At 53.3% G+C, this 12,333-nt stretch carries 11 protein-coding genes; 3 read left to right on the top strand and 8 right to left on the bottom strand.

Going from position 1 to position 12,333, the window contains the following annotated elements:
- Window positions 1-3 precede the first annotated feature (3 nt).
- The 5 genes from GA0061071_RS11635 to rfaD are packed head-to-tail and all read right to left on the bottom strand — an operon-like array spanning window position 4 to window position 5,012.
- A complete protein-coding gene (locus tag GA0061071_RS11635; RefSeq protein WP_061492511.1) occupies window positions 4-1,173 on the bottom strand; it encodes an O-antigen ligase family protein in 1,170 nt (389 codons plus the stop codon).
- Complete coding sequence (locus GA0061071_RS11640; RefSeq protein WP_061492512.1) at window positions 1,154-2,059, bottom strand: hypothetical protein; 906 nt, start codon at window positions 2,057-2,059, stop codon at window positions 1,154-1,156. Before GA0061071_RS11640 ends, GA0061071_RS11635 begins: the two co-directional genes overlap by 20 nt.
- Window positions 2,059-3,027 carry a lipopolysaccharide heptosyltransferase RfaC gene (gene rfaC / locus GA0061071_RS11645; RefSeq protein WP_061492513.1) on the bottom strand — a complete coding sequence of 323 codons (969 nt, stop codon included), beginning with the start codon at window positions 3,025-3,027 and terminating at the stop codon, window positions 2,059-2,061. Before rfaC ends, GA0061071_RS11640 begins: the two co-directional genes overlap by 1 nt.
- A gap of 3 nt (window positions 3,028-3,030) precedes the next feature.
- Window positions 3,031-4,077 carry an ADP-heptose--LPS heptosyltransferase RfaF gene (rfaF, locus tag GA0061071_RS11650; RefSeq protein ID WP_088238264.1) on the bottom strand — a complete coding sequence of 349 codons (1,047 nt, stop codon included), beginning with the start codon at window positions 4,075-4,077 and terminating at the stop codon, window positions 3,031-3,033.
- 2 nt (window positions 4,078-4,079) lie between these two features.
- Complete coding sequence (gene rfaD, locus GA0061071_RS11655) at window positions 4,080-5,012, bottom strand: ADP-glyceromanno-heptose 6-epimerase (RefSeq protein WP_061492515.1); 933 nt, start codon at window positions 5,010-5,012, stop codon at window positions 4,080-4,082.
- Between the two features lie 214 nt (window positions 5,013-5,226).
- Between rfaD and kbl the strand changes: the two genes are divergently transcribed.
- From kbl to GA0061071_RS11670, 3 genes are all read left to right on the top strand, one after another.
- Window positions 5,227-6,423 (top strand): glycine C-acetyltransferase, encoded by a 1,197-nt coding sequence (kbl, locus tag GA0061071_RS11660; protein WP_088238265.1) that lies wholly within the window; start codon window positions 5,227-5,229, stop codon window positions 6,421-6,423.
- An 8-nt stretch (window positions 6,424-6,431) separates the two neighbouring features.
- A complete protein-coding gene (tdh, locus tag GA0061071_RS11665; protein WP_061492517.1) occupies window positions 6,432-7,457 on the top strand; it encodes an L-threonine 3-dehydrogenase in 1,026 nt (341 codons plus the stop codon).
- Between the two features lie 154 nt (window positions 7,458-7,611).
- On the top strand, window positions 7,612-8,409 hold the full coding sequence (locus GA0061071_RS11670) for a glycosyltransferase family 2 protein (RefSeq protein ID WP_061492518.1): 798 nt from the start codon (window positions 7,612-7,614) through the stop codon (window positions 8,407-8,409).
- On the opposite strand, the gene GA0061071_RS11675 is transcribed toward GA0061071_RS11670, so the two are convergent.
- From GA0061071_RS11675 to gpmM, 3 genes are read right to left on the bottom strand one after another with little or no spacing between them, the layout of a single operon-like run.
- Window positions 8,406-9,335: a divergent polysaccharide deacetylase family protein gene (locus GA0061071_RS11675; RefSeq protein WP_061492519.1), complete on the bottom strand. Its 930-nt coding sequence runs from the start codon at window positions 9,333-9,335 to the stop codon at window positions 8,406-8,408. The two genes, GA0061071_RS11670 and GA0061071_RS11675, sit on opposite strands and share 4 nt — an antisense overlap.
- 3 nt (window positions 9,336-9,338) lie before the next feature.
- Window positions 9,339-10,604 (bottom strand): murein hydrolase activator EnvC, encoded by a 1,266-nt coding sequence (envC, locus tag GA0061071_RS11680; RefSeq protein WP_061492520.1) that lies wholly within the window; start codon window positions 10,602-10,604, stop codon window positions 9,339-9,341.
- A 9-nt stretch (window positions 10,605-10,613) separates the two neighbouring features.
- On the bottom strand, window positions 10,614-12,161 hold the full coding sequence (gene gpmM / locus GA0061071_RS11685; RefSeq protein ID WP_088238266.1) for a 2,3-bisphosphoglycerate-independent phosphoglycerate mutase: 1,548 nt from the start codon (window positions 12,159-12,161) through the stop codon (window positions 10,614-10,616).
- Between the last annotated feature and the right edge of the window lie 172 nt (window positions 12,162-12,333).

Below are 12,333 nucleotides of genomic sequence, written 5' to 3' on the forward strand. Positions count from 1 at the left end.
TTTTTATGATTGTTTTTTCAAACTTCTGCTGATGACAAGGCCGAGGGGCAACCAGAAGAGCACCCAGGATTCGCGCGGGTTGTTGATAATGAACATTCCCTGTGAAGACATAAAAATCAGCGCATAAATAAACAGGGCGACATCATAGCGATTATTTTCGCGGAATTTTTTCAGTGCCCGCCACATGCCTGAGCAGATCACTGCCATAAGCAGCGTAAATCCAACAATACCGCCTTTTAACAATGCTCCCAGATAAATACTGTGGGTGGTTGTGATGTGCTCACCACTGTAGTTGATGAAATCAAGCTGGTAATCGAAGCCGCGTCCCAACCAGGGATGGCCAGAAAGCTCTTCCAGGGTATGGTGCCAGATACTCAGACGTAAACCGCTTTGCGTTCCCAACACTTCAAACCGTTCCATTAGCATGGCGCCTACCGGTGTTAACACCGCCATTGCTAATAAAATAAGAGCAATAATAAGACTGATAGTGATATTTCTGCGCGTTAATACACTTCGGTGCAGCGTAAAAATAAACGCAATAAGCAGGGCCAGAATAGGGCCACGGCTTTGGGTGATGATCATCATAATAAGCATGATGATGATAGGGATATAATAAAATTGCTGCCCTTTTTCTTTCAGCAACATGCAGGAGAGCAAGATCCCAATACCGCAATAACCCGCTAAATCAATAACATTCTGCGGGCCCGGATTGGAAAGCGAAACCTGGCGTAAGTTCGCCACTAACGAATAATCCGTCGCCAGCGTATAAACCGACAATACGGTAACACCGGCAACAATGCTGGCCAGTGCAATATGCCGGGTTTTCGGTTCTTCCAGCAGCGTCGTCAGGAGCAGTAGGTAGACCACAATATAGAGAGTATGCGTCAGCACTGATCCCAGGTTGTAAAGCGTGTTACCCCAAATATTGGTTGCAGCATAATACACTCCCATCAATGCGACCAAAATGAAGGTTAGTCGCTTTTTTTTCGTTTTTTCAACAAATTGAAGAAAATTCTCTTTGTAGAACAGTGAAAAAATAAACAGCGCGAAAGAGATATGGAAGAGATTATTCGTCCTGGTGGACATACAGAAAATAGCGCTAAAAAATAAAAACAGTGGAAACACGAAAGCATATGCTTTGCGCGATGTCTCACTAAAGGTCAAAATATTCATCAAACGCAACCTTGTGGAATATTGTGTCAGGAATAGCACTTTCCGGAGAAAGATTTACAATTTCTATGTGGTTCTTTTTCATCACCGTTGCCGCATGTGCAAAGGATGGCATTACAACGTTATCAACCTTTTCCTCGAGATAGGAAGGAAGCTTGCTGTCTGATGTTTCATAAAATCTCGGCTGGTTAAAATTACTCATATCCAGACCCGTGATAACAATCCTGTTAAACCCAAGATAGAAGAGAATTTGTAACGCCCAATACGCTACCGTACCTGCGTCGAATATCCCGTGGCGAATATCGGTACTGAAACAGATATCCTGGCGGGTTTCGCAAAAAGATGCGGTGGGAACAGATTTGTACGTTTCCCATTTCAACGCATCGGCCACCTTCGGCTGATAGATTTTGTAGCAGGCATCCTCAATTAAGGCTAAACGGCAGCGCAAATCTGCTGCATGGCGATCCAGTATTTTCGCAATCCCATGCATGGTGGTGAATAAGAGGATGTTGGGATCAGCAATGACTGAGCGGATGACATCCTGTCGGCGGTCAAAAAACTCCATATCCACAATCACATACAGTGAAAATGTGACCTTACCAGAAAGGAACCAGGCGCCATTGACTCCCATAACAGGGATGGTACGCGGCAGTTTGCTGAAATCGATAGACTGAGTTGAAGGTCCGGTTGCCGTGAGCAACACTGTGCCTTCGGCGCTGTCTTTAAGCGCGCTGAGGTTCACAATAGCCACCTCGCGCCCTTTGTAGCGCAAACGTGCGATTTCACCGGTGTCCGCTCTTTCAATTTGAGTATATGGCCAGAGACTTTCGTTATGCCGGAAGGTACGTGGACGCGTGTATCGGTATATTTGTTTAAAGAGTGAACCCATTAATCTGATACCTGTGTCTTAATCAAGGCGAAAACTTTCTCTGGCGGAATGTTCTCCATCGCGTTCCCGCTGTCAGGCAAAACAGTATGTTGGTTTTTACCATAACCGCCAATCAACCCCGGGTCAGTAGGGCCGTACAGTGTCAGGTTGGGCCGACCCAGAGCCGCCGTAAGATGGCTTAACCCTGTATCCACTGATACCACAAACCGTGCTCCTGCGAGTTCTCTCGCAACATTTTCAAGGCTCATGCGCGGCAGGACTTCAACAAAGTCTAACCCCTCGGCCAGCCGTTTGGCCCTTTCTTCCTCATGGGGAGCCCCCCAGGGTAATTTGATGTGCAATCCGCTGTCAGCCAGCAGAGAGAGCAGGGTACGCCAGTGGGTTTCCGGCCAGTGTTTATCGTCGCGGGTCGTAGCGTGTAAAAAGACAGCGTAAGGCGATCGTGCGGCGTTCCCGACGGCAAAATGCTGCGCAATCGCGTAATCGCCCTGCGTCTGTGGTTTGGCGTAACCGAGGCTTTTCGCAAACAGCTCACGGGTGCGCTCCACCGCGTGCTGTTGCCTGGCAATATGGTGGCGACGATTGTAGAACAGGCTTGCCAACGGCTCACGCGCGGTTTGCCAGTCCATGCCGTGTTTGATGCCCCGCGCCAGCCTTGTGACCAGTGCGGCGCTTTTTACCAGCCCCTGGGCATCGATGATCGCATCATAGTGTTGCTGTTGCACGGCCTCACGGAACGCTTTGCGCTCCGATTTGACCGGTGCGGAAAACCAGGCTTTGCGCCAGCGGCGAATCGCCACGGGGATCACCCGTTCAACGGCGGTATGCCAGGTCGGAATTTGAGCAAACCCCTCTTCCACCACCCAATCAAAACGAATGCCGGGTATCGCCTGCATAGCATCGGTCAGCGCGGGCAAAGTATGCAGCACATCTCCCATTGAGGAGGTTTTAACGATCAGTACCCGCATTGGTTATCCTTCCGCGTCCAGCAACAGGCTATTTAACTCTTCCAGTACGCGCTCTGGCGTAATATCGATAAGGCTCTGGTGATAACCTTCAGCGGCATCGCCTTTACGTACCTTGTGATAGCCTGAAATCAGGCGGATCACCCGCGCTTTGTGCGACAGCGGCGGTGTGAAATCCGGACTGCTTGGGCCGTATAGCGCCACCAGCGGGCGATTGAGCGCGGCGGCGACATGCATCAGGCCGGAGTCGTTACTGACCACTGCTTTACAGGCAGCAATCAGCACAACCGCTTGTTCCAGCTGGGTTTCTCCTGCCAGATTACGGCACCACGCCTGCTGTTCCGTACTCAGGGCTGCGAGGATCTCATTGCCGGCCTCGTGATCTTTTGCCGAGCCGAACAGGACGACCTGATAGCCTTCATCAATCAGCTGTTTCGCCAGTTCAGCATAGTGATAATGCGGCCAGCGTTTGGCGGGGCCAAACTCAGCGCCGGGGCAAAAACCAATGATTGGGCGTTCAGAGGAAATGTCGAAGACCGCACAGACTTGCGACTTCTCACCGTCGTTGACCTGCAACTGCGGCCACAGCAGCGGTTGCGGCAAATCTTTTGCCGAGCGCATCACCCCTTTGTCGTAGGCCAGCGCAACATACCGTTCCACCATCAGCGGCCAGGCTTGCTTGTCCAGTACGCGGGCATCGTTGAGCAGGCCGTAACGCATTTCACCGCGCCAGCCGGTGCGGTGCGGGATCGCGGCAAAAAAGGGCACCAGCGCAGATTTAAACGAATTCGGCAATACGTAAGCGCGATCGTAGCGACGCTCGCGCAGGCTATGACCGAGCTTACGACGGGCGCCAATTTCCAGCGCGCCATGCCCCAACGGCATAGGGATTGCTTCATTCACTTCCGGCATACGCGATAAAAGCGGACGGCACCACGCGGGTGCCATCACGTCAATTACTGCCTGGGGAAAGCGCGCTTTGAGCGTGCGATAGAGACTCTGCGACATCATCATGTCGCCCACCCATGACGGGCCAATCACCAGAATTTTCATACTTACGCGTCGCGGTTCAGCCATTCCATATATTCGGTTACGCCTTCGGCGACGGTTTTGAACGGCTTATCGTAGCCTGCTGCGCGCAGGTTGCTCAGGTCAGCCTGAGTAAACGCCTGGTAGCGGCCTTTCAGTTTGTCAGGGAATGGAATGTATTCGATGCTGCCTTTTTTGTGGAAGGCCAGCGTGGCGTCGGCAACAGCCTGGAAGGACTCCGCACGCCCGGTGCCGAGGTTGAAAATGCCGGAAACGCCATTTTCCAAAAACCACAGGTTCACTGCTGCGACATCGCCCACGTAGACGAAGTCACGTTTAAAGTTATCGCTACCTTCAAACAGTTTCGGGCTTTCACCATTGTTCAGTTGGGTATTGAGGTGGAACGCGACACTCGCCATGCTGCCTTTGTGGCCTTCACGCGGGCCGTAGACGTTGAAGTAGCGGAAGCCGACGATTTGTGAGTTCGCTTCGGGCAGGATGGCGCGCACGTACTCATCGAACAGCAGTTTTGAATAGCCGTAGACGTTGAGTGGCTTCTCATATTCACGGGATTCGATAAAGTCAGATGTACGGCCGCCGTAAGTCGCAGCGGAAGACGCGTACAGGAACGGAATTTCGCGCTCCAGGCAGTAGTGCAGCAGTTCTTTGGAGTACTGATAGTTGTTATCCATCATGTACTTACCGTCCCACTCCGTGGTGGAGGAACATGCACCTTCGTGGAACACCGCTTCAATATCGCCAAACTCTTCGCCAGACATAATCTGGATCAGAAAGTCTTCTTTATCCATGTAGTCGGCAATGTGCAGGTCAACGAGATTGACGAATTTGGTGCCGTCTTTCAGGTTATCCACCACCAGAATATCAGTGATGCCTTTATCATTCAGGGCTTTGACGATATTGCTGCCGATAAAACCCGCGCCGCCGGTAACGATGATCATAACTGTACCTTTGAAAATGAAGCGCTGAGACAATCCCAGACACGAATAGTACTTATCATACCATCACATTGTCGACCCTTCAGCCATTCACCGGATAACTACGCGGCTATGCGTGATTTATGCTACAAAATCGATAATGGATGATGTGTCATCTCGTATCACCGTATAGCTTTGGGTAATATGTGCCGAAATTTGCCCTGTCTGGAGAATTGCGATGCGTGGGGATTTTTATCAGCAGTTAACGAACGACCTGGAAACCGCACGGGCGGAAGGTCTGTTTAAAGAAGAACGCATTATCACGTCGGCACAGCAGGCCGACATCACTGTGGCGAATGGTAGCCATGTCATTAACTTCTGCGCCAATAACTACCTTGGCCTGGCTAACCACCCCGATCTGATTGCCGCGGCGAAAGCTGGTATGGACAGCCACGGTTTTGGTATGGCCTCGGTACGTTTTATTTGCGGCACTCAGGATAGTCACAAAGTGCTGGAGCAGAAGCTGGCCGAGTTCCTCGGTATGGAAGATGCCATCCTGTACTCCTCCTGTTTCGATGCCAATGGCGGGTTGTTTGAAACCCTGCTCGGCGCGGAAGACGCCATTATCTCTGACGCCCTGAACCATGCTTCAATCATTGACGGCGTGCGTCTGTGCAAGGCTAAACGCTACCGTTATGCCAATAACGATATGCAAGAGCTGGAAGCGCGTCTGAAAGAAGCACGCGAAGCGGGCGCACGTCATGTGCTGATTGCTACCGATGGCGTGTTCTCAATGGATGGCGTGATTGCCAACCTGAAAGGCGTGTGCGATCTGGCGGATAAATACAATGCGCTGGTGATGGTGGATGATTCTCACGCGGTGGGCTTTGTTGGCGCGAATGGGCGCGGTACGCATGAGTATTGCGACGTGATGGGTCGTGTCGACATTATTACCGGTACGCTGGGCAAGGCGCTGGGTGGCGCATCCGGCGGTTATACCGCGGCGCGTAAAGAAGTGGTGGAGTGGTTGCGCCAACGTTCGCGTCCTTATCTGTTCTCCAACTCGTTGGCGCCAGCGATTGTCGCTGCGTCCATTAAAGTGCTGGAGATGCTGGCTTCTGGCGCGGAATTGCGCGATCGCCTGTGGTCTAACGCACGTCTGTTCCGCGAAAAAATGACCGCCGCAGGTTTTACACTGGCGGGTGCCGATCACGCCATTATTCCGGTGATGCTGGGCGATGCCGTGGTGGCGCAGAACTTTGCCCGTGAGCTGCAAAAAGAGGGGATTTACGTCACGGGGTTCTTCTACCCGGTGGTGCCGAAAGGTCAGGCGCGTATCCGTACGCAGATGTCTGCGGCGCATAGCCCTGAGCAAATTGAGCGTGCGGTGGCTGCGTTTATCCGCATTGGTAAACAACTGGGCGTGATTGCCTGAGGACCACGATGAAAGCGTTATCCAAACTGAAAGCGGAAGAAGGCATCTGGATGACCGACGTACCGGAACCGGAAGTCGGGCATAACGATCTGCTGATTAAAATTCGCAAAACCGCGATTTGTGGAACCGACGTGCACATCTACAACTGGGACGACTGGTCGAAAAAAACCATTCCGGTCCCGATGGTTGTCGGCCATGAATACGTGGGGGAAGTGGTCGGTATCGGCCAGGAAGTAAAAGGTTTCAACATTGGCGATCGCGTTTCCGGAGAAGGCCATATTACGTGTGGGCACTGCCGTAACTGTCGCGCGGGGCGTACGCACCTGTGCCGCAATACCGTCGGCGTTGGCGTTAACCGTCCGGGGTGTTTCGCAGAATATCTGGTGATCCCGGCGTTTAACGCGTTCAAAATCCCGGACAATATCTCTGACGATCTGGCGTCGATTTTCGACCCGTTCGGCAATGCGGTGCACACGGCGCTCTCCTTCGATCTGGTGGGCGAAGATGTCCTGGTTTCCGGCGCAGGGCCGATCGGCATTATGGCTGCGGCAGTGGCAAAACACGTAGGGGCGCGTCATGTGGTGATCACCGACGTGAACGAGTATCGCCTTGAACTGGCAAAGAAAATGGGTGTGACCCGTGCGGTAAACGTTGCCAAAGAGAGCCTGGCGGATGTGATGGCGGAACTGGGCATGACGGAAGGCTTCGATGTGGGGCTCGAGATGTCCGGTGCGCCGCCGGCATTCCGTACGATGCTCGACACCATGAACCACGGTGGTCGCATTGCCATGTTGGGTATTCCCCCGTCGGATATGTCCATCGACTGGAATAAAGTCATCTTCAAGGGGCTGTTTATTAAAGGTATTTATGGCCGTGAGATGTTCGAAACCTGGTATAAGATGGCGGCATTGATCCAGTCTGGTCTGGATCTCTCACCGATCATCACCCACCGTTTCAGCGTTGATGACTTCCAGCAGGGCTTTGACGCGATGCGCTCAGGGCATTCCGGCAAGGTCATCCTGAGCTGGGACTAACAAAACAGAAGGGCGCTGACAGGCGCCCTTTTTTTACAACTCTCCTCACATTCCCCAATTTTTATTTCGTTTAATCGCACAATTTCCCTACCCGTTTGCATCAAGGCGATTAACCTGTTGAGCAACGGTTTAACTTTGATGTGTGGTCTTCCTTATGTTCAAAGTATCGGTATGTCTGCTGACATACAATTCAGCGCGACTATTACGGGAAGTGTTACCGCCGCTCATTATTGTGGCGGATGATTTCGTGGTGGTTGATTCCGGCAGTACGGACGCGACGCTCGATATTTGCCGGGATTATGGTGTTAACGTCCATCAGCGTCCCTATGACATGCATGGTCAGCAGATGAATTATGCTATCCAACTTGCGGCTCACGACTGGGTGCTATGTATGGACAGCGATGAGATCCTCGATGATCGGGTGGTAGATTTTATTCTGAAGCTTAAAGCAGGCCATGAGCCGTTGCGCGATCATGCCTGGCGTTTACCACGCTACTGGTACGTGTTGGGGCAGGAAGTTCGTACCCTGTATCCCATCTCTTCACCCGATTTCCCGGTGCGTTTATTTAACCGCCAGTGTGCGCGGTTTAACGATCGCCCGGTGGATGATCAGGTGGTCGGCGCGCTCACCTGCGCGAAAATGCCCGGCCGGGTTCGTCACGATACGTTTTATACCCTGCATGAGATGTTTAATAAGCTCAATGGCTACACGACACGGCTGGTGAAATACAATCCTGTCAGACCATCCATCACCCGTGGGATCATTAGCGCTATTGGCGCGTTTTTTAAATGGTATGTGTTCAGTGGGGCGTGGCGCGAGGGTAAGGTTGGTGCCGCGACTGGGTTATATGCCACGCTCTATAGCTTCATGAAATATTTTAAAGCTTGGTATGCCCATGCGGAGGAAAAATCCTCCGCGAGGACAAAAGAACATAACAAACGGGTGGTTTAAGCTTGGGGCGTCTTCCAGCCTTGCCACTGGTTCCTGAAATAACGAACCAGCGTATTCTCACCAACACTTTCACTCACTACGTTAAAGAAGCGGGTGGCGTAAACCGGCGCAGGTTTCTGCTTCGCTTTACAGAGTTTCACACCACGGAAGGGGTTACGCGGCGGCTGAGGTATCACGCCGCCGGGTGTTGAGGTCTCTGTTTGCGGTTCGTTCAGCAGGGTGCCCGGGCGCACCAGGGTAATATCCGCAGGCAGGTTATAAATGACCTGCTGTAATACGCGAACGGTAGCCGGGTGCGGATGCCCAATCGCGATAGCAGAACCGTTGCGGCGCGCCAGTTCGACGGCCCTTTCAAACTGACGGCGGATATCGCCCTCGTTTTGCGTATCGTCGAGGAACACCTTGCGCTTAATCACTTTAACACCGGTACCGGCCGCTGCGCGTACCGCCTGACTGTTACCGATGGTCATGCTGTCAAGAAAATAGAGGTTATAACGCTCCAGCGCCTGCATCACCTTTTGCATGCCGAACAGACTGGAGGTCATCGCACTGCCCATATGGTTATTCAACCCGACGGCGTAAGGGACTTTGCTGACCGCATCGCTGATGATGCGTTCTATTTCCGCACTGCTCATGTCAGGGCGCAGGGTGTCTTTTTCCAGCGGTTGCTTACTGAGAGGTGCCATGGGCAGATGGATCAACACTTCATGGCCGCTATTATGGGCTTTAGTGGCCATTTCCCGGGCATACGTTGCATTGGGTAGAACCGCGACAGAGACGGCGGACGGCATAGCCAGCACCTGGTTTTCCGTCTGCGGGCGATAGCCAAAATCGTCAATAACGATGGCCAGTTTTCCGGCCATAACCGGTGAAGAAAATGCCAGCACGCTGGTAAGCGCGAGAAAAAGACGACGAAATTGAAGCAAAACTTATCTTCCCAACCACGGTTGTGGATTGACCGCCTGACCCTGACGGCGAATTTCGAAATAGAGTGATGGCCGGCCCTGACCGCCACTGCTGCCAACGAGTGCTATCGGTTGGCCTGCGCGCACCTGCGTTCCCACGCTGACCAGTGCACTCTGGTTGTAGCCGTACAGGCTCATATCGCCCTTCCCGTGCTCAACCACCACCACCAGACCATAGCCTTGCAGCCAGTCGGCAAGAATAACGCGGCCATCGGCAACCGCTTTGACTTCGCTGCCTTCAGACGCACCGATAACAATCCCTTTCCAACGTAGCTCACCCTGCAACTGTTCGCCATAGCGATGCAGTAATGGGCCGCGAACAGGCCAGACGGCCTGGCCAGACGGTGAGCCAAGCCCACCAGTACGGGACATCAGCGAGCGCTCGCTTTCGGTGGGTTTGTAGGTTGTGCCTTTGCGGCTGGCGTCTTTCTGACGGTCCCGTACGGCCTGCGCTTCGCGGGCTTCGCGCTCCGCGCGTGCTTTTGCTGCCGCTTCCGCCCGGGCAAGGCGGTCACGCAAACGTGATTCGTTGGCGCGCATTTCGCTCAGTTGCTGCTGACCTTCCTGAATAGAGGATTCAAGGCCATTCAGGGTTTTTTGCCGCTCACTGCGCGCTTGCTCCAGCTTCGCCTGCTGGGCTTTTTGCTCATACAGCAGTGTCTGTTGCTGGCTCTGTTTTTCTTCCAGTTCGGCTTTTTGCGCGGCCACCTCTTCACGGGTTTGCTTCAACTGGGCGATGGTTTCCTGTCGCGCCTGGTTGAGATAGCCGAAATAGGCCTGCAAACGCTGACCGCGCTGGCCCTCTTCACCGCTTAAGATCAGTTGAATGCCGGAGTGTTCGCCCTGACGGAAGGCGGCATCGAGCTGCGCGGCAAGATTACGCTCCTGGGTCGCGCGCTGGCGTTCCAGTTTGGCGATTGACGCATTCATCTCATCAATTTGTTTATTCAACTGGGCGAGGGTGCTTTGCGTTTCGTGTAACTGACGTGCGGCGGCGGAAATCGCCTGTTCTTGCGCCTTTAACTGGGCGAGAAGGCCGGAACGTTGCTGCTGTTGCTGGCGTACTGCACGCTCTTTCTCGGCAATATCGGCCTGAATGGATTTGAGCTGATCGCGGTCATCCGCATGGGCGGATACGGCGCACAGCAATGCGCCAGCGCAGAGTGCGCTGGCGCAGAGCAGGGGACGGAGTCCGCCCCATGTAATTGAAAAAATCGCCTTTCCCCTCATGGGGAGGGATTATTCCACGATGAACAGCGGCTTACCAGTCATCTCTTGCGGGATTTCCTCTCCCATCAGCGTCAGCATGGTCGGCGCGATATCAGAGAGTTTGCCGCCTGCGATGGCGTTCACGGCTTTGTCGCCAACGTAGATCAGCGGCACTGGCAGGTTAGTGTGCGCGGTGTGCGCCTGACCGGTTGAGGGGTCACGCATCTGTTCAGCGTTGCCGTGGTCTGCGGTGATCAGTAACTGTCCCCCCACAGATTCAACCGCTTTGACGACCTGCTCAACGCAGTGATCCAGCGCTTCAACGGCGGCAACCGCGGCTTCAAACACACCGGTATGACCGACCATATCGCCATTCGGGTAGTTACAAATAATGGTGTCGTATTTGCCGCTGGTGATGGCGGCGACCAGTTTTTCAGTCAATTCTGCAGAGCTCATTTCAGGCTGCAGATCGTAAGTCGCCACTTTCGGAGAGTTGATCAGAATGCGATCTTCGCCCGGGAACGGCTCTTCTACGCCACCGTTAAAGAAGAACGTCACGTGCGCGTATTTTTCCGTTTCGGAAATACGCAACTGGGTTCTGTTTTTCTTCGCCATCCATTCGCCGAACGTATTCGCCAGAGAGGCTGGCGGGTAAGCGACCGCTGTTTTGATATCGGCAGCATATTCAGTCAGCATGACGAAATCGCCCAGCTTAACCACTTTCTTACGCGCAAATCCGTCAAAGTCCGCATTAACGAACGCACGGGTAATTTCGCGCGCACGGTCAGCGCGGAAGTTCATGAAAATCAGCGCATCGCCATCTTGCATGGCGGCGTCCGGTTGACCTGCTGCGCGGATTACGGTGGCTTTCACGAATTCGTCGTTTTCATCGCGCGCATAGGCCGCCTGCAAACCGGCAACGGCGCTATCGAAAGTGAACTCGCCTTTGGCCTGCGTCATCAGGTCGTAAGCTTGCTCAACGCGATCCCAGCGGTTATCGCGGTCCATCGCGAAATAACGACCGATAATAGAGGCAACGCGGCCCTTACCGAGCGCGGCGAATTTGTCTTCGAATTTTTTCAGTGAAGATTCAGCGCTGCGCGGCGGGGTATCACGTCCGTCGAGGAAAGCGTGCAGATAGATTTTTTCTGCGCCGCGTTCCGCCGCCAGTTCCACCATCGCCATGATATGGTCTTCATGGCTGTGCACGCCACCCGCAGAGAGCAGGCCCATGATGTGCACTGCTTTGCCAGCGGCAACGGCTTTGTCCACCGCGCCGGACAGCACCGGGTTGCTGAAGAACGTGCGTTCTTTGATTTCCACGTCCAGGCGGGTCAGGTCCTGGTAAACAATACGACCGGCGCCCAGGTTAACGTGGCCGACTTCGGAGTTGCCCATCTGGCGATCCGGCAGGCCTACTTCGAGACCGGATGCGTCAATCAGGGTATGAGGACGGTTTGCCCACAGTTGGTCCATCACCGGGGTCTTTGCGTTGAAAATAGCGTTATCCTGTTGGTCTTCACGGTAGCCGTAGCCATCCAGAATCACCAGTACCATAGGTTTTTTAGAAACCGACATTGCGACAACCTCATGCTCAAAGACAAAAAAATTTTGCGTAATTTTACTACAGCTGAATCGATCAAATAGCCTCAGAAGATCAAAAAAAGCGCCTGCGCTGACGCCTGTTTTCACCGCCTTTAATCATTTTTTTCGTAACACTCCGCAGAAAATGCATTCCATCGCGCTCGCT

The sequence above is a fragment of the Kosakonia oryzendophytica genome, assembly GCF_900094925.1.
GTDB lineage: Bacteria > Pseudomonadota > Gammaproteobacteria > Enterobacterales > Enterobacteriaceae > Kosakonia > Kosakonia oryzendophytica.